At 46.2% G+C, this 23,642-nt stretch carries 16 protein-coding genes and 1 pseudogene; 7 read left to right on the forward strand and 10 right to left on the reverse strand.

From position 1 onward, the window contains the following. Positions 1 to 158: 158 nt before the first annotated feature. The 8 genes from AAFP14_RS20110 to AAFP14_RS20145 form a co-directional block, all read right to left on the reverse strand. On the reverse strand, positions 159 to 707 hold the full coding sequence (locus tag AAFP14_RS20110) for a hypothetical protein (protein ID WP_341733980.1): 549 nt from the start codon (positions 705 to 707) through the stop codon (positions 159 to 161). Positions 708 to 723: 16 nt separating this feature from the next. Next, a complete protein-coding gene (locus tag AAFP14_RS20115; RefSeq protein ID WP_341733981.1) occupies positions 724 to 1,923 on the reverse strand; it encodes an XRE family transcriptional regulator in 1,200 nt (399 codons plus the stop codon). Positions 1,924 to 1,939: 16 nt separating this feature from the next. Continuing rightward, on the reverse strand, positions 1,940 to 3,394 hold the full coding sequence (locus tag AAFP14_RS20120) for a 7-cyano-7-deazaguanine synthase (protein WP_341733982.1): 1,455 nt from the start codon (positions 3,392 to 3,394) through the stop codon (positions 1,940 to 1,942). Then, complete coding sequence (locus AAFP14_RS20125; RefSeq protein WP_293183225.1) at positions 3,391 to 4,020, reverse strand: hypothetical protein; 630 nt, start codon at positions 4,018 to 4,020, stop codon at positions 3,391 to 3,393. Before AAFP14_RS20125 ends, AAFP14_RS20120 begins: the two co-directional genes overlap by 4 nt. A 370-nt stretch (positions 4,021 to 4,390) precedes the next feature. After that, positions 4,391 to 5,797: a ferredoxin:protochlorophyllide reductase (ATP-dependent) subunit N gene (locus AAFP14_RS20130; protein WP_341733983.1), complete on the reverse strand. Its 1,407-nt coding sequence runs from the start codon at positions 5,795 to 5,797 to the stop codon at positions 4,391 to 4,393. 274 nt (positions 5,798 to 6,071) lie between these two features. Next, the gene (locus AAFP14_RS20135; RefSeq protein ID WP_341733984.1) at positions 6,072 to 7,538 is read right to left on the reverse strand and encodes a DUF5331 domain-containing protein; all 1,467 of its coding nucleotides are present in this window, start codon (positions 7,536 to 7,538) and stop codon (positions 6,072 to 6,074) included. A gap of 34 nt (positions 7,539 to 7,572) precedes the next feature. Continuing rightward, positions 7,573 to 8,439: a ferredoxin:protochlorophyllide reductase (ATP-dependent) iron-sulfur ATP-binding protein gene (gene bchL / locus AAFP14_RS20140; RefSeq protein WP_341733985.1), complete on the reverse strand. Its 867-nt coding sequence runs from the start codon at positions 8,437 to 8,439 to the stop codon at positions 7,573 to 7,575. A 955-nt stretch (positions 8,440 to 9,394) separates the two neighbouring features. Beyond that, a complete protein-coding gene (locus AAFP14_RS20145; RefSeq protein ID WP_341733986.1) occupies positions 9,395 to 11,584 on the reverse strand; it encodes a CBS domain-containing protein in 2,190 nt (729 codons plus the stop codon). A 258-nt stretch (positions 11,585 to 11,842) separates the two neighbouring features. Here AAFP14_RS20145 and AAFP14_RS20150 point away from each other — a divergent pair, with 258 nt between their 5' ends. Continuing rightward, entirely contained in the window at positions 11,843 to 14,467 is a 2,625-nt protein-coding gene (locus AAFP14_RS20150; protein WP_341733987.1) for an alkaline phosphatase D family protein, read from the forward strand. 159 nt (positions 14,468 to 14,626) lie between these two features. On the opposite strand, the gene rbsK is transcribed toward AAFP14_RS20150, so the two are convergent. After that, positions 14,627 to 15,547: a ribokinase gene (gene rbsK / locus AAFP14_RS20155; RefSeq protein ID WP_341733988.1), complete on the reverse strand. Its 921-nt coding sequence runs from the start codon at positions 15,545 to 15,547 to the stop codon at positions 14,627 to 14,629. Positions 15,548 to 15,642: 95 nt separating this feature from the next. On the opposite strand from rbsK, the gene nblR reads away from it, so the two are divergent. Next, positions 15,643 to 16,338 (forward strand): response regulator transcription factor NblR, encoded by a 696-nt coding sequence (gene nblR / locus AAFP14_RS20160; RefSeq protein ID WP_341733989.1) that lies wholly within the window; start codon positions 15,643 to 15,645, stop codon positions 16,336 to 16,338. An 89-nt stretch (positions 16,339 to 16,427) separates the two neighbouring features. On the opposite strand, the gene thyD is transcribed toward nblR, so the two are convergent. Beyond that, positions 16,428 to 17,354: a thylakoid membrane protein ThyD gene (gene thyD / locus AAFP14_RS20165; protein ID WP_341733990.1), complete on the reverse strand. Its 927-nt coding sequence runs from the start codon at positions 17,352 to 17,354 to the stop codon at positions 16,428 to 16,430. A gap of 134 nt (positions 17,355 to 17,488) precedes the next feature. On the opposite strand from thyD, the pseudogene AAFP14_RS20170 reads away from it, so the two are divergent. The 5 genes and pseudogenes from AAFP14_RS20170 (at position 17,489) to AAFP14_RS20190 (ending at position 23,520) form a co-directional block, all read left to right on the forward strand. After that, positions 17,489 to 18,783: pseudogene (locus tag AAFP14_RS20170) on the forward strand (RNA-guided endonuclease InsQ/TnpB family protein). A gap of 121 nt (positions 18,784 to 18,904) precedes the next feature. Then, complete coding sequence (locus AAFP14_RS20175; RefSeq protein WP_341733992.1) at positions 18,905 to 20,545, forward strand: DUF3352 domain-containing protein; 1,641 nt, start codon at positions 18,905 to 18,907, stop codon at positions 20,543 to 20,545. Positions 20,546 to 20,742: 197 nt separating this feature from the next. Further along, complete coding sequence (gene lgt, locus AAFP14_RS20180) at positions 20,743 to 21,636, forward strand: prolipoprotein diacylglyceryl transferase (protein WP_341733993.1); 894 nt, start codon at positions 20,743 to 20,745, stop codon at positions 21,634 to 21,636. 155 nt (positions 21,637 to 21,791) lie between these two features. After that, a complete protein-coding gene (gene cobM, locus AAFP14_RS20185) occupies positions 21,792 to 22,562 on the forward strand; it encodes a precorrin-4 C(11)-methyltransferase (protein ID WP_341733994.1) in 771 nt (256 codons plus the stop codon). 100 nt (positions 22,563 to 22,662) lie between these two features. Beyond that, positions 22,663 to 23,520, forward strand: coding sequence for a dienelactone hydrolase family protein (locus tag AAFP14_RS20190; RefSeq protein ID WP_341733995.1), 858 nt, complete (start codon positions 22,663 to 22,665; stop codon positions 23,518 to 23,520). Positions 23,521 to 23,642 lie beyond the last annotated feature (122 nt).

The following is a 23,642-nucleotide window of genomic DNA, read 5'->3' on the forward strand; positions in this document are numbered from 1 at the left end:
AATTGTGTTACGGGGTGTGGGCTGGTATTCTGGAAGGGTTTGGGGAAAAGGGCGATCAACAATTTTATCTAGGTTTATTTCCAGACAAAAAAATCTAGCCCTCACATTAATTCTTTAATATTTGCCATTCAACAACTGCTCAGGTTTAACTTTCAGCCTCACTTCCTCGATGCTTCCCACCAACTTAGCAAAGGGTGGCTTTTAGGTGGCATATATTTTCCTTTAACTCGAATTAGATTGAGTGCATCGCGTAGTGTTTGTGAATCAACACCTGCTTCCTCTGACCAATGCTTAACTATCTCTAGGGTTGATAGAATCTGAAGCTGTGGTGTCTCTTTCCGAAAAAACGATATCGCCTTTTTATCATCCGTCGCTATTGCCCATTTTCGGTGAACTGCGATCGCGCCAGTAGCTGATTCCCCGTCATCTAAAATAGCCGCGTAATTCACAAACAATTCTGCCTCTTCGTCCGACTCAAAATCCACTATTGTAAGTAAACCTTGCGAGATCGCAGCCTCGAATTGAGTTGCACCATCATTTTCCTCGCCCTCAAGACGCTGGAGAGTTGTTAACTCCTGCTCTCGAACAACTTGGGTAACTGTAACTTGAACAGGAATAGACTTCAAAATTGGCAGTAATTGACCCGAGGCATAAAAATTTAGCACGCAACAGGCATCAAGAACCAGGTGGGATGGAACAATATGCATAAACTGACTTCTCCCATTACTCCTGCACATTAATCAAGTCGAAATGAGCAGATTCCTCCATCATTCCGCTTGAATGTTCTCGCAATGCTTCTGCGATACGACGGGCTTCTAAGCGATCGACCTTTAGAAAATCTGAAAAGCGACTCTCTGTAATCAGTCCTTGATCCAACGCCTCAATCGCGAGATGCTGATAGTGGAGAGGGATCGTATCAGTGCGCTGTGGGATGTCCTCTAAGCCAAGCTCCTGTTGTACCTTTCTGACTTTCAACCCACGATCGCGCAATCGCTCCCAAGTTCCAGTCCGCACAAGCTCCATTTCTTCTAACCGATAAGCAAGCGCTTCTATGGAAACACCGTAGTAATGCGCTAGTGTGAATAGATGAGTCGGAGTAAACTTGCCATGCGTCCGGCACATATCGTTGAATCGCCTGAACAAGCCGCTGGTGGGCATCAGGAAATATTTTGGGAAAGTGTCGGCCAGTCGCTCGCTCTCTGGAACTCGCTGATACTGACCTTCAAATTCCAACACAGCTTTTCGCCGATGTGCGAGAAAGTGAAGGTATTCGTGAGCCAGCGACCAACGCCGCCGCTCCTCTGGATGATTAGCATTGATTGCTATGCAACCGCCAAGTCGTTCATCGTAGCTGTAAATCCCCGAGTATTTTGGTGGCATTTTTAGATAAAAGATGCGAAGTCCCACATCCTGCTCTAAAATGTCCCGCAGACGTAAAATAGGCCCATCTCCAAGCCCAAGGCGCTGGCGCTCTGCAACTGCTATGCTCTCGGCACTAGCCTTGAGTGGCATATTAGTCACCTCGCACTCAGGAGGATAGTTCTGGGGAAGTGGTGCGGACATAATTTCTTCAAGCTCTAGGTAATTCCGACACAACTCCTCTAGCTGCAGAATTGCTGGTTCAATCTGTACCTCTTCTCCCTCACTGCGCTGGTAGGCAGCTCGGAATTGCATCTCAAAAGGTTGGATTACGGGACGAGATCGAACAAAGTCACTAACGGATCGCCCGTAGGCGCGGGCGAGTTTAATCAGTTCGGTTGCCTTAATGCGACGCTCTCCTTTCTCGATCGCGACCATAGTGGTACGCGCAACATCAATAATGTTAGCTGCGTCAGACTGAGTCATACTGCACTGTTTACGTGCTTGTTGAAGGAGTTCCCCAAGTGTTCGCAGATCGATGTTGTCAAGGATATTGGTAGTCATACTTTTTTCCTCAACTTTACTGGACTGTGACTGCGTTTCTATTCGATACCTGTTGTTTGCCACATTGATTTAATGGGCGAACCGAGATTCTGGATTTTACTGTATCCCATTCTGAAACATAGTTTTGATAAAGCTGAATTAGGCGGTTTCGCATATCGATAGCTAGTAGGTTTTCTACCTCAGCACAGCGATCGACGATATCATTTAGGTCTGAAAACTCTCGGGTTAAAGCTTCCCACTGAAGATCCCTTTCATCTGATACATTGAGCAAGCTGCGGAGGGTGTTAACCTGCACAAGCATATGAGCCAGATGCAAACTGGATTCCTTGGGCGGGCGCTTTCCGTGGAACACTACGTAACGGGTTAGATCTTCTAGATCGTTAGCCGCAAGCGACTGTCGTCTTAACAAACAAGAGGAGCAGTAACCACACTGAATCGGCTGCTGGCGATGTGGGCTGTCGCATGACATAGTTAGCGACGGTAAGTCGTTTCTCCCTTCTTCAGCCAATGTTTTGCACATTTTGGCTTTAGTCCAGAACAGAAATGGGTTTTGCACACGGAATTCTTCTCCCAAAAGTTCTGAGACGACATCGCTCACCATAAGTAAAGTCAGTGGGTGAACAGAGCGAGAGTGATCCAGTCCTACAGCAGATGCACGGTAAGGAAGGTTGATCGCCCCAATCCCATTCTCATAAACACAGAGAACCCGCTGACCCATGAGATATGCACACGCGGCACCCAGGAGCGTGAATACAACACCTCGCGCACGCGAACGCTTGTTCTTGTGCTGCATATCGCTATCGTGGAAGCGGATCGGGACGCGGAAAAGATGACAACGACCGGGGAATATAGACTCAACCTTTTTTCCTACTCGTCCCTGGCGGGCATAGACACTATTGTTACTACCACTTCCAAACAGCACGAACGACTTTTCTGGATACATCCGAAGACGAGTGTACAAACCCGCCAGAGCATCAAGTCCACCACTCCAAAGCGCGACTTCACAGCATTGAGGTACTATTGACAAAAAAACTAATTGTTGCTCAACAAAACGTTCCGGTGCGACTCTTGCTTGAAAGTCGAAAACCCATTCGCTCCAAGTCGCCCATTCCAGCAAGTCTTCCAGTTTTGTTCTGAATGGTTCGGCACTTAACAATTCTGGATGACGGACAGGAAGCACCACAAAAAGACGACGCTTCTTCTCTCTGAGATTTTGGGGCGCAAGGCGATCGGAAGCATGGATTGCAACAGCGAGATCAACAATGTCAGCAATGATGGCCGGAAACTCTGCCTGAACCCGATACCCGAATGCTTTATCATCCAGATTGATACCAACAGTTAGCTCTTTGCCCTGAGAGTGATCTATGAATCGCACACGCCCATTACTGTTCAATATAGGTTCAAAGTGCAAGGTGTAATCGCTGTAATCAGTGTTGTGAAGCTTCTGCTCAATCGAAGGTTCGTAGTTCATCGCAGATCATCCTCATCCCTATTTATTTCTATCACCTTTTTGCGTGGAGACCTTCGCAGGTTTTTCACATCTCCATCCGCAGTAGCTTTGCTTGCCCATTTGCTGATTTCGGCCAACATATCTGGACGGAGAGACTCAACACGCTCTGTAATGGTCGCGTTATCAACATCAGCATGGTGATTAGGCGTCAGGGGAATGCGTTGCTCAAATTTTGCCTTGTACACTTCCTGGAAGAATCGCTCTACAACAGCTTCCGGCAAATTGCTAGTTTCTGCTGCATGGTGATAGCGAAATTCATGTAGGATTCCCTTACCAGCACGACGCAGTAGTTCTTGAACATGATGCTTAACTTTCGCTTGTCCTACCTGTCGATCGATCTCCATGCTTAAAGCAGCCCAATTCACAGAGCTATTCTGGTCTGCATTTTCCATCGCCTGTCTGAACATCTCCCCGATTTGCTTGGCGTATGCGATCCCAATACCGTAGTTTTTCTTGATGTCCCGTATCACAGCACCCTTCACAACCCAAGCATATTCACTGTTGTTATCTTTTCCTTCACAAAGCAACTTATACGGATTCTGGTAAAACCACGAAAGCTGACTGTGAACGATATCTCCGTCGGGCATGGTGGAACCTCCAAGGCTCGGAGTTTGCTTGTATGATGAAGTTAGCTCATTTTTCTGACAATGTCAAGTATTACTGCGCCCAAAAGTAGTAAATGTCAGAATGGAGGTTCCCAAGATTGGGTATAGCCCACACTCGGAGATGAGGAGGAGCGTCAGTGGCAATTCGATCGCGCACCCAATCCCCCACCTCGCAGCAACAGACGGGCGATCGTACAATTTAACGGGCGAGTCGAGAAAATTGGCTTGACTCGAAAAAAAAAAGACCTATGGCTGTTGCAGTAATTGTTGTTGATTAAATGTCCAGTAATTTTCTACTAAAAAAACCCGGTTTCTCCAAGAAACCGGGTTTCTAATTCAACGCTAAAAACGATTAAACCTTAGCTTCTTTCTTCACCAAATCACCCCAACCCAAATCCTTCAGCGAATTATTCCGGCGCAGCGGGCGAGTCACCAACTCCAAAATATCCCGCGCATTTCCAAATCCGTGAATTTGAGCAAAAGTAAACTCAACAGACCACTTAGTATTGATTCCCCGCGCTTCCAAAGGATTAGCGTGGGCCATACCGGTAATCACCAAGTCGATATTTTGCTCGTAAATCCGCTGTAGCTGATTGTAATTGTCTGGTTTTTCGACAATCCGAGGAGTCGGAACTCCCATCTCGTGACAAGTCTTTTCTAACAAGGCTAATTCGGCGGCTTGATAGCGTTTGTCCATGTAAGGAATGCCGATTTCTGGACAAGTCATGCCGCAGCGAATCAAGAAACGTGCTAAGGAAATTTCTAGCAAATTGTCGCCCATGAAGAAGACTGATTTGCCGCGAATTATTTGCAGGTAATCTTCTAAACCGGCCCAGATTTGCGCTTCTCTTTCGTCTAAACCTTTGGGTTCAATTCCTAACACTGAGCAAATTTTTTCAATCCAGGCGCGGGTTCCGTCAGGTCCGATCGGGAATGGAGCACCAATTAGCTTGCACTTACGACGGCGCATCAAAGTAGAAGCGGTACGGGACAAGAATGGATTCATGCCAGATACATAATAGCCTTCTTCCAATACTGGCAATTCAGTGTAGCGCTTGGAAGGAAGCCAACCGGAAACTTTGATTCCTTGCTTCTTCAATTCTAAGGTTAGCTGAGTGACAACTGGATCGGGTAAAGAACCGAAAAGTACCAGCGGTGTGTGCTTGACATATTCCGATTCATCTGCTGCAACTTCCTCTTTTTTCTTGCCGAAATTCAGCAGTTGAGAGATAGCATTGCGTTCTACTTTCTGAGATTCCATGACAGGTGCTTTTTCAGGGCACTTAGCAGCCATGGCGGCTAATACTGTATCTTCCCCTTGGGTAAAGGCGTAGTCTAAGCCATTGGCGCGGGCTGTGACGATGGGAATGCCTATTTCGGCTTCCAACCTTGGTGCTAAGCCTTCCAAGTCCATTTTGATGATTTCGGTGGTGCAAGTGCCGATCCAGACAATTACACTGGGGTTACGATCGCGCTTAATTTGCAAACACAGCCGCTTTAACTCTTCATAATCATTCAATTGAGCGGAAATATCACCCTCTTCCAACTCAGCCATCGCATAGCGAGGTTCAGCAAAAATCATCACACCCATGGCATTTTGCAAGAAATAGCCACAAGTTTTAGTACCGATGACCAAGAAAAAGCTATCTTCAATTTTTTGATAAAGCCAAGCTACGCAGCTAATCGGACAAAATGTGTGATAGTTACCAGTTTCGCATTCAAAATTTAAAGCTTCCGGTTCAGTAGTAATAGCAGTCATAGCCTAAATCTTCTCCGTTTAAATTAATTGTTTTTTGTGGGGAACTGGAACTTACGCAAGAGAATACAAAATTTGAGCAAATAAGATCTGTGTGAGGGGAAAACTGCCCTCACAGCAGGCATTTAGTTTATCTAAACCCGTGAACCCAAAATACCTTTTGGTAGTTGTGAGTTTGAGCTGATTAATAATTAATAACTCGCAACTCACAACTTACAACTGGTAACTAGAGCGAAAACCCTGAAGATTAGGAGAGACTTTGGCGATCGCCAAAACCTTACTTAAAATCCGACAAAAAGCCCGAAATTTCTTCATCCTCATCGTCGGAATCCAAATCGCCGAGACCTAAAGCATCTAAATCATCTTCATCAGGGTCTCCGGTGGTCGCTTCCCCCAAATCATCAAGTCCCAGATCGTCGAGATCGTCGTCATCCGATACAGAGAATTCGTCAATTCCATCTTCATCCAAGTCACCTAGATCGAGTTCCAGGTCATTGGAGGCCGCGTCTCCAAAAGGGTCGGGTATCACTTCCGCCACAAAATCTTCATCTTCTTCTCCAAAGGGATCGGATATCTCTGTTTCGATATCCCCTGAAGTCAAAGTCCCAAATTTTGAGGCTTCATCTTCGTCGTCATCACCTAGGTCAAAAGCACCCAAAGCCGAAGCTTCTTCATCTTCATCGTCATCACCTAAGTCCAGATCGCCCAAAGTCGAAGCTGCTTCTTCGTCATCATCCATGTCAAAGTCGGATACAGAGGCTGCTGCTTCTTCGTCCTCATCCATGTCGAAGTCGGATACAGAGTCTGCTTCTTCGTCATCATCCATGTCGAAGTCGGATACAGAGTCTGCTTCTTCGTCCTCATCCATGTCGAAGTCAGAGACAGCCTCTTCCTCGTCATCTTCATCATCCATATCGAAGTCGGAGACAGCCTCTTCCTCGTCATCATCCATATCGAAGTCGGAGACAGCCTCTTCTTCCTCGTCATCATCCATGTCGAAGTCAGAGATTGCCTCTGCTTCATCATCATCATCCATGTCGAAGTCAGAGATTGCCTCTGCTTCATCGTCATCATCCATGTCGAAGTCAGAGATTGCCTCTGCTTCATCATCGTCATCATCCATGTCGAAGTCGGAGACAGCCTCTTCTTCCTCATCCTCAAACCCCTCCAAAGATTCCTCATCAGAGGAACTAAGTGCTGAGGCTACGGCGGCAGCACCGGCGACTCCGGCGACTAATCCTGCTCCTGCTAAAACCGCAGCGCCTAATGGATTAGATTTGGTGGCTGCGGGGGCTGCTGGCTCAGGGGTGGCTGCCGGAGCAGCGGTGAGAGTTGCAGCGGCTGGGGTCGGAACGGCGGTCGGTGCTGTGACAGTTAGAGATTGACCAGCAGTAGGTGGAGCCGTAGGTGGAGCCGTAGGTGGAGCCGTAGGTGGAGCCGTAGGTTGAGCAATATCTGAGGACATACCCAGGGCTAAGTCTGGGTCAAAATTTAGCCCCAGCACTTCGATGAGGCTGTCTGCATCCGGCTTGAGTTTTGAGAACGGCAGCATTAATTGCTGGAGTTCCGGCTCCAGAGCAGCCGCAATTCCCAGGATGAGGTAAGAAACAGGCCTTTTCCCGCCGTCGGGTGTGGCGACCGTGTTGTCAGCCGTCATGTGCAGGAGCAGCCAAGCTCGATTTGCCTGGTAGTAGTCCAACCACTTCTGTTTGAGAGCAACTGAAAAAGTATCAAAAAAAGCCATAACCTCTTTATCCTCATCCTGATCGCTAGACCTATTAAACCATCATCAGGTTTAGCTCATCTTCCTCTTTCTTGACCACAGGTTGAACTGGATTTAGATAAAAATCTGACAGCAAGGAGAATAATTCACGATCTGGCGTGTCATTGGGCACTACTCCTTCAGGTCTTGCCAAGATTTGATCGGCGATGTTGAGGTAGTAGTCGCAGACGTAGTTGAGGGATGGATCGTTCTCGGCCATTTCAAACAATGTTTTGCCTTTGACACGAGAAACGCGAATGTCTTCAATTAGGGGCAACACTTCCAGCACTGGCATGGGTACTGAGTCTATGTACTTGTCAATCAAGTCACGCTTGGAGGTGCGGTTGCCAATTAAACCAGCGAGTCGCAGGGGGTGAGTGCGGGCTTTTTCGCGGACTGAGGCGGCGATGCGGTTGGCGGCAAATAGGGCATCGAATCCGTTGTCGGTAACAATCATGCAGTAGTCAGCGTAGTTCAATGGAGCGGCAAAACCACCACATACGACGTCGCCGAGGACATCAAACAGGATGATGTCGTATTCGTCAAAGGCATTGAGTTCTTTGAGCAGTTTGACGGTTTCGCCGACGACGTAGCCGCCACAACCAGCTCCTGCGGGGGGGCCGCCTGCTTCTACGCAGTCAACACCGCCGTAGCCTTTGTAGATGACATCTTCAGGCCAAACGTCTTCGTAGTGGTAGTCCTTTTCCTGAAGGGTGTCAATAATTGTTGGGATCAGGAAGCCCGTCAGGGTAAATGTGCTGTCGTGCTTTGGATCGCAACCGATTTGCAAAACTTTTTTGCCACGCTTGGCTAAGGCAACGGAGATGTTGCAGCTTGTTGTTGATTTGCCAATTCCACCTTTTCCGTAAACTGCGAGTTTCACTCTTTTTTCTCCTATAGGTTTCTGTGAAAACGATCGGGGTCTGGGGTTTCACGCTTTCCTGTGGCGATCGCCCGGTGCGGCCATACCCAACTCCTGTGTCCTTACTGCAATGCCCCACTGCAATACTTTTTTTGTCTATTTCGGAGTCGGCTTTGTTATCTCTTTGAAAGCATTATTAGCTAACTTGCTGGGAAAAGAAAGGGGGCACAAAAATGAAAACGCTAGTAAATTACTTTATTTTGCATCTTTAGGAATCTTAGCTGGTTTTTCAATTTCACAGTCTATTTTTAGCTTTTTTTTAGATTTAAAATCAGTTTTATACTATTACTTTTTAATAAATAGGTACAAAAATAAAACAAAAATTTACTTATTAAACAATCTGGACTTTGAACTTTGAGTCTAGGATGTAGGCAGTTGGGGACTTTGGTGGGAAATTACTCTGGGTAAACCAGCGCTGACGGATGGGGCGAACTCGGAGTGAGTTCGACTAATTGGCTCTGGGGAGGTCAAAGTCAAGTTAGGAGAAAGGGATTGCAGGTGATTTTGATGCGCTTTCTGCTAGTTTGTAAAATATTGTGAATTTTCAGGAATACTTGGCTGATGACGGTTGACAGTCGTGGATGCAATCCGACTAAAGAAACTGGGTTTTTACTGAGATCTTGCAGCAATGTCAATAAGGGGATTTTCGGTGGGGGAGGGCGGGTTTATTTAACCTATCTACAACCAGAGAGGCTGTCGGTGAACCCGCCCCTACAGCTAATTGAGAATGGTGCAAGATCTCAGTTTTTACCGACTGTACGGGATGCAACCTGTGTATTTTTTGTAAAAAACCCGGTTTCTCAGTCCCCATGCGTCCAGAACTATGTTGACTAATGTTATGGGTTATTAGCAGCCCCAAGGGAGTAACAAATAACCAATAACCAATAACCAATAACCAATAACCAATAACCCATAACTAATGACAACTGACGATCGGAATTTCGATCGCAAACTCAGTACCTACTCCAGTTTCAGAAACGCATTTCAGCCGCCCCCCATGTTGTTCCACAATTAAGTGGTAAGAAATAGACAATCCCAACCCGGTACCCTTACCCACAGGTTTTGTCGTAAAAAATGGGTCAAATAATTTAGAAAGAATACTATCCGGTATGCCACCACCGTTGTCGGAAATTCGGATCGCCACAAAACCCGTGTCAATCACTTCCGTGCGAATAGTAATAGCGGGAAGACTCAAGGGAGAACTAACACTTGACGAGGGTGGATTTGTGTTATTTCCCATGAACCATTTACCCTTCTTGATTTCTTCATCTACAGCATCTATAGCATTACTGATAATATTCATTAGCACTTGATTTATCTGACCTGCACAACACTCGACGCGGGGCAAATCGCCGTATTCTTTAATGATTTGAATAGCTGGATGTCCGCCTTGAGCTTTGAGTCGGTGCTGCAAAATCAGCAAAGTGCTGTCAATGCCTTCGTGAATGTCCACTAGCTTGATGTTAGCTTGATCCGATCGCGAAAAATTACGCATTGACAAAACTATTTGGCGGATGCGATCGGTTCCTACCTGCATGGAAGACAGAATTTTAGATAAGTCTTCTACTAAAAAATCGACTTCAATATCTGCTGCTGCTTCTCTAATTTCCGACACTGGTTCCGGGTAGTGATGCTGGTAAAGTGCCAAGAGTTGAATTAATTCTTTGACGTAATGACTGGTGTGAGAAAGATTGCCATAGATAAAATTAACTGGATTATTAATTTCATGGGCGATACCAGCAATCATTTGTCCCAAAGAAGACATTTTTTCGGTTTGGACAAGTTGACTTTGAGTTTGCTGTAACTTGCGCACAGTTTTCTCTAATTCCTGGGCTTGGAGCTTCAAGGAATTTTGCTTGCGTCGCAGCACTTCTTCAACTCGCTGACGTTTAATAATATCTCGTCTCAACAATTCATTAGATTCTAAAAGTTGAGCAGTGCGTTCTTCAACTTGTTGTTTCAATTCGTCATGAGCTTGGCGTAGAGCTTCTTCTGCCCGTTGTCGCTCTAAAATTTCTTGCTGCAATTGCTGATTTGCCTGTTGAAGTTGGGAGGCTCTATCATCCACTGCTTGTTGCAAAATTTCGATGGTGCCGTACATTTCAGATGGATTAAAAACGGGTGGCAAACTTGACTGAGAAACTACACCCAAAAGCTCTCCCTGAGTGCCAATTACGACCAAGCGGCGGACACAATGCCGCTGCATTTCCTGGTGAGCTTTCCACAGGGAATCGGTGGGAGATACACAAAATAGGGGGAAACTCATGGCCTGGGCCACGGAGATTTGGGAGAAATTTAATTCGAGGGCGTGAAACTGCACGATATCGCGCTCGGTGACTATACCTACAGGAATTACTGGTGCGGAATTGGTGGTGAGAAATGGACTATTTTCGGTTGGTGCGATCGCGGGTGGTGTAGGGTCAATTTGGGTGTCAACGATCGCGATGTAATTGACTTGATGCTTGACCATGAGCTGCGCTAAATCGAGGGCTGAGGCAGTTTTTGGGGCACAAATGACTTCTTTGGTCATCACATCTGCTACACAGCGTAAATTGCTCTGTAGGTTAACTGGTTGCAGAGCTTCATAAATTGCTTCGCGGGTGATGATTCCCAAAAGTCGATCGTCGGCGTCCACTACGGGTAAATGCCGGATCTGGTGTTGTCGCAACAGGAAGATGGCGGTGAAAATATCTGGAGCATCGGATTGTTTGAGAGTAATGGGCGATGAAGTCATCACCTCAGCAATTGTCAGACCGATCGAACAAGCGGATGCCGTGGTTAACTTGATGATATCCCGCTCGGTGAAAATACCGATGAGTCGCGATTCTTTGACTACTAACACGCAACTGTGTTTGGTAGAGTTGGAAACTGGGTGTGGTCGATCGCCTGAAATGTGACAGGATATCCGCATCGGGTTCATCAGAGCCAATACCTTGGCGATGGGAGTTTCTGGACTAACTATGAGAGGATGGCGATCTATGGCGCTATCTAAAGGTGACGAATATAGCGGGCGAGTTTTTTGTCTGGTGGTTGATGAACAGGATTTAATTGGCAATGGCTGTGGGTCACAATTTCGGAAATGCTGCAATTTCTGTTCCTGGAGCATAGTTTTTTATTAATTTTTCTTAATGAATTGTTACAATTTTGAAGAGTTTTCTGGTCAGACGCCAGTATTAAGTACAGAACTTATGCAAAAGCTAAGAAAAAAAGGGTTTTTGAGTTAAGCGTTGGGCTTAAATCACACCAGGTTTGTTGAGAAACCCAGTTTCTGAATCCTTCGTGAAGTAGTAGATGAAAGATGTTCGATCGCCTTAAATCTCATTTTTGGCTAAACCCCTTGTTTAATTTTTAATTTTTAATTTTTATGTCATGGACACCCTTAAGTCACCGGATTCATCATTTGCCCCTGATTTTAGCTGGTCCAATTTTACGTCGGACAGAAAGTCAGGCTGTGACTGTTTGGCTAGCTCTGAAAGCACCTCGCCAAGTCGAACTCCAGGTTTACTCGACGGAGAGCGGAACTGGCGAAAAGATCGATCGACCTTTGCTCCAAGGTACTGCTTCTACCGTACCACTGGGCCAATACCTGCACGTAGTGGCCGTGACTGCCAAGCCGATCGACAGCAATTGCTTGACATCTGGGCAAATATATGCTTATAATATCGAGTTTGCTGGTTGCGAGTCGTCGGCAGTTCCAGGAGTAGAAAATGAGACAGAAAATCTCCTTTCTTGCCTGTGGCCTATCGCCGAGGATTTGTCGTGTTTGGGACCTGGGACGATCGGTTATTTCGAGCACCAGTTGCCGACTTTTGCCCTACCACCGCAGGATTTAAACTATTTGCGGATTGTTCACGGTTCTTGTCGCAAGCCCCACGGAGGCGGACGAGATGCACTGCCAATCTTGGATAGTTCCATCGAACAGTTCGCAGGAATGGCAAATTCCAGACCTCACCAACTGTTTCTAACGGGTGACCAAATTTACGGGGACGATGTTGCCGATCCGATGTTGTGGGCTTTAACCGATGCTGGTGATGCACTATTGGGCTGGAAAGAGAATTTGCCCCTGACGAATGTTCAAATTCAAGATAATTTGTGTACCAGTATACCTAAAAACGGCAAAAAAACAAATAAGATTCGCGATCGAGTAACAGTTTCTACGGAGTCCCAATTTCAGCAACAGCGAGAAGTTGAGTATAAATACAAACAACCTGTTGATTTGAAACCGGGAACTCGCACCGATATTGCTAAAGATTTTGGTGGCTTTACAGCAATGTTGGTGAATAAACCAGACAATGCGAAAAATCATTTGTTTGGTTTGGGCGAATATTGTGCGATGTATTTGTTAGTTTGGTCCCCTGTGCTTTGGTGCGAGCGTTTTCCGAAAGGTCAGGATATTTGCGATAATGCCAAGCAGGCAAAAGTCTGGGACCGAGAAGCTTTTGAACTGGAAAGTTTTGCTCGCAATCTGTGGAGAGTCAGGAGGGCGATCGCCAATATTCCTACTTATACCATTTGTGACGACCATGATGTTAGCGATGACTGGTATTTGAATCGAGAATGGTGTCACCGGGTGCTGGGTAAACCCTTCGGGCGACGGGTGGTGCAGAATGCTTTGCTGGCTTATGCTGTGTTTCAGGGTTGGGGAAATACGCCGCAACAGTTCGATGCAGGAACAGTGGGAGAGAAATTATTAACAACTGCTGCAAAATGGTCGGATTCTGCTGGGAGTGATGATTTAGCTTGGGAAAAAGTGGCTAAGTATTTAGGGATTCCGGCTGTTGATATTGAGACTAATTTGCCGAAGTTTAAATTAGATGAAGATGTTTTAATTTTGGATCGGGATGATGAGGCGTTGGAGTGGCATTTTACGATTAGAAGTTTTAAGCATGAGGTGATTGTGCTGGATACGCGGACTTGGCGGGGCTATCCGACGGAAAGTGCGATCGATCCGCCAATGCTTTTGACTCATAAAGGTTTTGAGGAGCAAATTCAGCAGCCTTTGAAAGAAACGGAATTGTTGAATGCAACTGGGAAGTTGGAGATTGAGGCAACTTTGGTTGTTTTACCTACAAATTTGGTAGGTTTGTGGATTATTGATGCGGTGCAAAAGTGGGATGTGGAGCACGGGAAGGTTTTTAATAGCGATGCGGGGGATGCTTGGAATTTTCATGAGTTGGCTTTTGTGAAGTTGTTGGCGGAGTTTTTTAAGCGGCGGAGGAGGGTGATTGTGTTGACGGGGGATATTCATTATGCTGCTGCTGTGCGGTTGAGTTATTGGTCGGATTGTCATTTTGGGGATTGTCGATCGAATATATCGAATATTGAGTCTTTGTCAAGGGTGGATGTGGAGTTGGAAACCGCAAAGGCGCAGAGAACGCAGAGGGAGGAGAAGGAGGGTGTTTGGGGTTTGAATGGGGGGAAGGATAGATCGAGTTTTGAATATTCTGTGTTGGCGCAGTTGACTGCTAGTGCTTTGATTAATGAGGAGTGGAAAACTCATTTGATTCATACTAAGATTAAGTCATTGTTTCCTGAGCGGACTCACGAGTGTTTGGGATGGAATAACCCGCTGGAATTCGTGAAAGTTTCGAGGGTTAATAGAAAGAAGTCTGTGGCTGCTGCGGTGAGAAATAGACAATCTTTGCCTGATTGGGGTTATCGGATTGATTGGATGAAACGACAAAAGGCTCGTGTGTTTTTGCACCATGAAAGTGGGATTGTGTCAAGTAGATTTGGTCAGAATCAGCAGTTGTCTTTGGGGCAGAGGTTGTGGCAGATTGTGTCGCTGTTGTGGCGCAATCGCTGGCTGCAAGAGGGTGATGAGATTGTGGGATATAGCAATATTGCGATCGTTAGTTTTCAGTGGCCCGGTGATGGTGATGGGGAGAAGGCGGCGATCCAAAATGTTTATTGGCGTCCTGTTTGGGCACCGGATAGTGTGGTTTATAGTCAATATTTTGTGTCGCTAGAAACAAATCAGGATGATTAGAAAGTAGGTAGTTGAAACTGCATCTACACAGTGATAGTGATTGGGGATTATTCGTGATATCAAATTCGTTGACATCGGAATTATGATTTCTCTCATCTCTTTCTCTGTGTCCTCTGTGTTCTCTGTGGTTAAATCATTCCGATGTAACGGTCAACGATATTATAGGGAAATATCAAGAAAAGCATCAAAAGTTGCCCGATCGCACATAGCAACTTGAGCACCCATTTTAGTCACGCACAAAGCGCCCGCCGCCGCCCCCCACACCACCGCCTCCTCCAAGGACAAACCAGCATCTAAGGCGGCCGCCAAACCGCCGTTAAAAGCATCACCAGCACCCACAGTATCGATCGCCTCCACCGCAAAAGCCGGGACAAACAAAGTCCGATCGGCAGTCACAGCAACCACACCGCGATCGCCCAATTTGACGATCGCATTCTTCACACCCCGCTGCTGCAATTTTTTAGCCGCTTTAATCGCAGTTTCTGTGTCATGCACCGCAAAGCCGACTAATTGACTAGCCTCCACTTCATTGGGCGCGATCGTATCAATTAGGGGATAAAGCTCTAGTGGCAAATCGGAACGAGCAGGCGCCGGATCGAGAATCACTCGCACCCCCGCTTCACACGCAATCAAAGCAGCCCTGTGGACAACTTCCAGGGGAATTTCTAACTGCAACAACAAGCTTGTAGCACCGGGCAACAGTTTTTGGAGACGTTCGATATCGGCATCACCAAGATGATTATTCGCGCCCGGAATCACAATAATATTATTTTGACCGCCCTCGTCTACGGCGATAATTGCTACACCTGAATGAGAGTTTTTATCGATGGATATATTGTCTGTATTTAAACCATAAAATTGTAAATTTGTCAACAATTCTTCCCCAAAATTATCATTGCCAACGCGACCAATCATGTGAGTAGAAGCGCCAAGACGGGCGGCTGCCACCGCTTGATTGGCTCCTTTGCCACCGCCGGCCGTCAAGAAATTGCTACCAATAATAGTTTCCCCTGGTAGTGGCAACCGAGGGGTTGTAGCCACCAGGTCGATATTAATACTTCCAAATACGATGATGCTCATAGGGGATGGGGGATGGGGACTAAGAACTAACAAATAACTAATAACAAATAACAAATAACGTGTTACAACAGGTATGATCTACATCGGTCAATTCAATGGCTGCACTCACTCTCGATCGCAATCCCTGTGTCCTGCTGGTGGAAACCGACGAAGTTCTCGCCGGACACTTGAGTCTGGACTTGAAATCCTCTGGCTACGAACCGATAGTGGCTTCTAACATCGCCACGGGCAAACTTTTAGTCCAGGAATTGCAGCCAGCTTTGATTGTGATTGACAGGATGTTGGGCCCTGAGTCGGGACTATCCCTATGTTCTCACATCAGGAGTGGGGGGAGTCGAGTGCCGGTGTTGCTCTTGATCGGGCGTGATACAGTGGACGATCGGGTGGCTTGTCTGGAAGCTGGCGCTGATGATTATTTTCTTAAACCTTACCGCACCGAGGAGTTTTTGCAGTTGGTGCGGTTGTATTTGCAGCCGGATACTACCAGCAACAACCAATTGAGGTTTGGGGATTTAGTCTTGGATTTGGCTAGTCGGCGCGCCCTACGGAACGATCGCGCGATCGACCTGACTATGAAGGAATATGAACTGTTAAAGTATTTGATGGAACATCCCCGCGAGGTGTTGACTCGCGAACAAATTCTGGAAAATGTTTGGGGTTACGATTTTCTGGGTGAATCCAACGTAATTGAGGTTTATATTCGCTATTTGCGGCTCAAGATTGAAGATGAGGGTGAAAAGCGGTTGATTCAGACGGTACGTGGTGTTGGCTATGTGATGCGGGAATCTTGAACAAGTCTGAGGGAAGCACAATTGCAGGTAGTGGAAAATAGAAAAACCGGGTTGATTTTGCCAAACCCGGTTTTGGCTACCTACCAGCCTTAAAAATGCTTGACAATCTCTTCTATGGCCGATCGCAACTGGGGATATTTATACTGAAAACCACTAACTAAAGTGCGTTTCGGCAACACTTGTTGACCTTCCAAAACAACTTTTGCCCCATCTCCCAACAGCAATTCTAAAGCAAAACTTGGCACCGGCAACCAAGAAGGTCGCTGCAAAACTTCTCCTAAAGTTTCGCACAGTTCATTCATCCGCACTGGATGAGGTGCTGTCGCATTCAAAACACCTTCAACTTGGGGATTTTGCAAAGCATACAAAATTAAATTCACCACATCATCCCGGTGAATCCAAGAAAACCACTGTTTCCCAGTGCCAATGGGCCCGCCAGCAAATAATCTAAAAGCAGGTAGCATTTTTGCCAAAGCACCTCCCATTCCCAAGACGATTCCCAGGCGCAAAATTACTAAGCGGGTTCCGGTATTTTTCACTTTTTCGGCTGCACTTTCCCACTCTTTGCAAACCTCCGCTAAAAAATCATCTCCCCCAGGGCTATTTTCCTCAAACTCAGCGGTTTCGCTAGTGCCGTAATAGCCGATCGCCGATGCACTCACGAACACGGATGGTTTAGGATTAGCATTGGCGATCGCCTCGACCAATTTTGCCGTTGTTAATTTGCGACTATCAAGAATTGCTTGTTGGCGCGCCGCCGTCCACCGTTCCTCAGCAATCGGAACTCCCGCTAAATTTACCACACCATCGCAGCCCCCGATCGAATGCTGCCAATCACCAGACTCGGCCGGAGAGTAACCGACAATCTCCAAATTCGGATAAGCTGAAGCGGGAAAAATTCGCCGAGCTCGCTCCGAGTCGCGGGCTAAAACCAGTACGCTATGTCCTTCCGAATGTAGCCTTTCTACCAAACGGCTACCTACAAATCCTGTTGCTCCCGCGATCGCTACTTTCATCTTTTACCCGCAATTCACATTTTTAGTATTGTAAAACTTCATTGAGTTTATAAGCAATTATAAACAATAATGGTATTATATTGTTGAGAGTGTTGAACAAGGAATACGCACAGCCTGGAGAACGGAAATCTCAAATGCAGTTAACAGAGAGGCACATCATTAAATCAACGGAACCTCGTTTCGCCGAAATTGACGAACTAGCTTTCAAATCCAAAAATCTGTACAATGCTGCCAATTACGTCATTCGTCAGAACTTTATTTATGGATGGGGCTATGTCAATTACAACGAAATGAACCGATTGATAAAGTCTCATGAAGCATACAAGGCAATGCCAGCCAAAGTAAGTCAGCAAATCTTGATGGTGCTAGATAAGAATTGGAAATCTTTTTTTAAAGCCGTCAAAGCTTACAAAGCTGACTCTTCAAAATTCACGGGTCGCCCAAAGTTGCCAAAATACAAAGATAAAGTCAAAGGGCGAAACATTCTTGTCTATACGATTCAAGCGATTAGCAGCAAACAGTTGAGAAGCGGAATCATCAAACTTTCCGGCACTGAACTTTCAATTAAAACTAAAATTAACCCTGGCCGAATTTGTCAAATTAGGTTGGTTCCCAAATGTGATTCCTATGTAATTGAGGTAATTTATGATGCTTGTACTGAGCATAGTCGAAGTGAACCGGAGTCCACCGCCTCATATAACGACTTTGCAGCCGGTGTTGATTTGGGGTTGAATAATTTAGTGGCGCTAACTTCAAATCAACCGGGATTTATCCCGCTGTTGATTAACGGGCGGACATTGAAATCAATCAACCAGTTCTATAACAAGCGCTCATCGCGATTACAATCCCAGTTGAAAGGGAGGCGCAAAACTTCACCTCGGATTCAGCGACTAACTCGCTGTCGCAATCAGAAAGTAGAAAATTACTTGCATCATGCGAGTCGCAGGATTGTTGATATTTTGGTCGCGCAACGAATTGGAACGTTAGTAATTGGTAAAAATGCACATTGGAAAACCGATATCAACCTCGGAAAACAGACTAATCAAAACTTTGTCAGCATTCCTCATGCTCGATTAATCGAGATGTTGGAATACAAAGCTTTTCTGGTCGGAATCAAAGTAATCATTCAGGAAGAATCTTTTACCTCCAAAGCTAACTTCCTGGGCTTAGATCCAATTCCTGTTTACGGAAAAACAGAAAAAGAGCCTGTATTTACCGGAAAACGGATTAAGCGAGGTTTGTACAAAACATCGACTGGTCAGTTAATTAATTCTGACGTGAACGGTTCTTTTAACATTCTCAGAAAAGCTTTTCCCTTATGCGTTCGGCGATGGGATAGGTCGTGGGCGTAGCTCAGCCGAGGCGGGTTAATCCGCTCAAAGTGAAAGCGAAAGGGGAGGGACTTGATGCCTCCCATGTCTATAAATGACTATACTTTTACCAGCTATTTTAGACGATCGTCGAAACAGTATTAGATTATACAAAACTAGAGAACCAGGTCGATCGCCTCACCACAAGCTAAAACTTGTTTTTCGTTAAACTGATAAGGAATGCAAGGATCGCAAACAATGCCTGGAAAACAACCAAAGCTTCTAATTGCTGCCACCATCATCGCAGCAGGTAGCGCAGCGGTCTACTTTTACTTCAAGGGTTTGACTGAACAAGTATCCAACCCTGTAGAAAGTGCCAAAGTGGTACCGGAAAAAGCAATCATGGCCGCGTTCATCTCCCCCAATCCCCAAGCGCTGTCCCAGTTGCAGCGATTTGGCACCCCAGGGGCTCAAAAATTAATCGGCCAGGGTTTGAAGACTTTTCAAGAACAAAGCTTAGCAGGCACTGATATTGACTATGACAAGGACTTAAAGCCTTGGCTGGGCGGCGTGATGGTGGCTTTACTCCCCCCTGATGGCGAGGCGAAGACTGAACCTCCCAAACTGCTGCTAGTTGTCAGTGTCAAAAATAAAATTAGTGCTTGGAATTTTGCCAATAAATTAAAATCTCAGCAAGGTGCAAAAACTCAGGAAAGCGAATATCAAGGGGTAAAAATTTCTGAGATTACAGAACCAACAGGAAAAGGCTACAGCGTGGCTTTGCTTGACGATAAATTAGTTATAGCTCCGTTGAAAAAGCCTGTGCAATTGGCGATCGATACTTTTAAAGGACAGCCTTCCCTCGCCACTAAGCAGAGTGCAACTAAGTTTTTGTCTGACAGTGCAGGGGTAGAAAATCCGATCGCCACTGTCTATATTGCTGACTACCAGGCTGCAATTCAGCAATTTCAAGCTAATTTGTCTCCCGATGTTAAGTTACCTTCCACAATTTTTTCCCAGTTCCAGCAAGTCAAGTCAATGGTTGCAGGAATTGGGGTAGACAGTGCGGGATTGAGGGTAAAAACTATTGCTCAGTTAGACCCCAATTTTCCTGGGCAAAAGCCCCAATCTGCCTCGAAATTGTTGCCAAGATTTCCTGGTGAAACTATCGCTGTAGTAGGCGGTCAGGACATCGCTAAAATCTGGTCTCAAGCTACCGCAGATGCCAAAGATATCCCCGAAGTTGACCGGGGAATTCAGCAAGTGAGGGATAGTTTTAAGCGGTTGAATTTGGATGCAGATCGAGATGTTTTTGGGTGGATGAATGGGGAATTTGCAATCGGGGCGATCGGTTCCAATCAAGGCATTTTGTCTCAGTTGGGGATGGGGACTGTGATGATTTTTGAAACGAGCGATCGCCCCGCAGCCGAAACCATGCTGACCAAATTAGATGCGATCGCCAAAAGCAATCCCAGTGTCAGTGTCGCCTCCAGACAAGTTCAGGGTAAGGAGGTGACGGAATGGAAAATACCCCAGCAAGGAACTTTATTCGGGCACGGCTGGCTGAATCAAAATACCATGTTTGTCGCTTTCGGCGGGCCTTTAGTTGAGGCGATCGCCTCGCCACCGCCACAGCCTTTAAGCACCAGTCCGAGTTTTCAGGCGATCTCGACTTCTGTGTCCCCAGGCGATCGGGGTTACTTTTATTTGGACATGGACAAAACCATGTCCTGGGCTAACCAATATTTGCTCAAAGCAGCACCAACATTAGTTTCACCCCCCACCGCCGAAGTGCTGAATTCTCTGCGAGGAGTTAGCGTTGTCACAACCGCCCCAGAACCGTCGATTACTCAATTGGAAATGCTGTTTTCTTTCAACTAGACAGCAGGAGTCCCCCGCTCTACCGATCGAGGTGAGCGTCGGCTAGACACAAATCTGCCAAGTCAAAAATTAAGTTGATTTTGTGGTAAGTTTGCCAAAAATTGCATCTAAATGACCGCCGACACCTAAAATAAACTTTGTAGTTTGTTCAAGGGTATGCAATCTGACTGCTTTCCAACAAAATTAATGCAACTTTCATGGTGCTAAAAATTCTCCTGCTGCCCCTAGGGTTTCAATTTACATCCCCAGGCCCGATCGTCTTTGAATTCGGCCCCCTAGCTGTTCGCTGGTACGGCTTGTTGATTGCTTCTGCCGTTTTGATTGGGGTGAGTCTGTCCCAATACTTAGCGGCTAAGCGTCGCATTAACCCCGAATTGCTCGGCGACTTGGCAATTTGGCTAGTTGTGGGTGCTATCCCTTGTGCCAGAATTTATTATGTTGCTTTCGAGTGGCACCAGTATGCTCAGCGCCCGGAGGATATTATTGCGATTTGGAAAGGGGGAATTGCTATTCATGGGGCGATTTTGGGCGGCACGATAGCCGCTTTAATTTTTGCCAAAATTCAACAAGTTTCTTTTTGGAAATTGGCCGATTTAGTTGCCCCTTCGGCAATTCTTGGTCAAGCAATCGGACGCTGGGGAAATTTCTTTAACTCAGAAGCCTTTGGCCGTCCTACAGATTTACCTTGGAAACTGTATATTCCTCTACAACATCGCCCACAGGAATACGCAAGTTTTGAATATTTTCATCCCACATTTCTCTACGAATCCCTGTGGAATTTGACAGTATTTGGGTTGTTGATGACTTTGTTTTTCCGGGATTTCCAGGGTAAAATTCGCTTGAAAATTGGTAGTTTATTTTTAGTTTATTTGACTGCTTACAGTTCCGGTAGAATCTGGATTGAAGGGTTGCGAACTGACAGTTTAATGTTCGGGCCACTGCGGACAGCACAGATGGTAAGTTTGACAGGGATTGTTTTAGGGTTGGGTGGCTTGGCTTGGCTTTATTATTTCGATCGAGCTTTGCCCGATGTTGTTTCCCCTAAATGCGATCGATCCCAGCTCCCGGAGCAACCGCCGGAAAACCAATAAAAAACCCCAGAGACTAATCTCTAGGGTTAAACCAGGGTGCATCTACCAACCCTTCCTTCTAGCCGAAACAGGTGCATCAGGAAGATCGGGTAAATTGAGCACTTTTTGTTTAAAGTTGAGTTTGACAGACCAAAATCCCCCATCCCCCATCCCCAATGCAGAGTGAATCCTTGATGCCCGGAGTGTATATTGTGGGTGCAGGCCCAGGAGACCCGGATTTATTGACTGTTAAGGCTCAAAAATTACTGGCTGTCGCCGATGCCATCTTGTTTGCTGATTCCCTAGTACCACAGCAAATTTTGCAGGGGGTGCGCGCCGATGCTGAAATTATCCAAACTGCTGATAAGACTCTGGAAGAAATTGTACCTTTGATGGTGGAGCGAGTCCGGGACGGCAAAAGCGTCGTCCGCCTCCATTCAGGAGATCCCTGTCTCTACGGGGCTGTGGGCGAACAAATGCAAGCTTTAGCCTCTGCGGGCATTCCTTTTGAAGTCATACCCGGAATTAGCGCTTTTCAACTGGCGGCTGCTAAACTAAAAATTGAGTTGACAGTGCCGGGAATTGTCCAGACAATTATTCTGACCAGAATTAGTGGCCGAACAGAAGTACCCCAACGGGAAGAATTGGCCAGTTTAGCGGCTCATCAAGCCAGTTTGTGTCTGTATTTGAGCGCCCGCCACGTCGAAGCGGCTCAAGCTAAATTGATGGAACATTACCCCTCCGATCTACCTGTAGCGATTTGCTATCGGTTGGGCTGGCCTGATGAAAAGATTTTACTGGTTCCCCTTGACAAAATGGCTGCTGTTACTCGCGAAAATAACTTGATGAGAACAACTATGTATGTGATTAGTCCGGCCTTGGGTCAAAATGTGGAAGGGCGATCGCGTCTTTATCATCCAGAGCACGATCGGCTATTTCGTCATTAGTTATTAGTTATTAGTCATTAGTCATTAGTCATTAGTCATTAGATTAGTTGGCAGTTTCCATGCCCTCCGCCTGCCTCATTCCCCCCTTGGGGGGGGCCCGATGCCTTATTACCTATTACCCATGAAAGACTTAACTCGTAGACAATTTATCGCTGTCACTGCCTTAAGCGCTGGATTTGCCCTAGCAGTTCATCCTATTGCTGCGGCCGTTATCACCACTGATGCTAGCGGTTTAATCGCAGGTGAAGTCAAGATTCCCGTCAAAGATGGCGAAATTCCCGCCTACAGAGCCATGCCTGCTAAGGGTAGCAATTTTCCCGTGGTAATCGTGATTCAGGAAATCTTCGGAGTTCATGCTCATATTCAAGACATTTGTCGCCGTTTTGCTAAATTAGGTTATTTAGCGATCGCCCCAGAAATGTTTGCCCGTCAAGGTGATGTTTCTAAAATCACCGACATTCAAGAAATTATCAGCAAAGTAGTTTCTAAAGTCCCCGATGCTCAAGTTATGTCGGATTTGGATGCTACGGTAGATTGGGCACAAAAGTCAGGAAAAGGCAATATTAATAAGTTGGGAATTACAGGATTTTGCTGGGGAGGCAGAATAGTGTGGCTCTACGCCGCCCACAACCCGAAAGTTAAAGCGGGAGTGGCTTGGTACGGGCGTGTGGTTGGCAATGCTACGGCTTTGACTCCAAAACAGCCGATCGACATTGCACCAACTTTGAAAGTGCCAGTATTGGGGCTTTACGGTGCCAAAGACGAGTCAATTCCCACCGATACAGTCGAGAAAATGCGCCAAGTTCTCAAAACAGGCAGTAGTGGTTCAGAAATTGTGATTTATCCAGATACACCCCACGGATTTAACGCCGACTATCGCCCCACTTACCGCGAAAAAGAAGCTAAGGATGGTTGGAAGCGGCTGCAAGATTGGTTTAAGAAGTCGGGGGTTGTTTGACACTCTCAGGTCTAAAGACGCTGAGATTCTTAAGAAATTTCGTTCTTAATATCCTGATTGCTCAGGTTCCCAAACTCACCACGTTTGCCTGTCCGGCGTGGTGATATCTTTTGGGCGTTTAG

Origin of the sequence: Microcoleus sp. EPA2 (assembly GCA_020882975.1) — a bacterium.
Lineage (GTDB): Bacteria > Cyanobacteriota > Cyanobacteriia > Cyanobacteriales > Microcoleaceae > Microcoleus.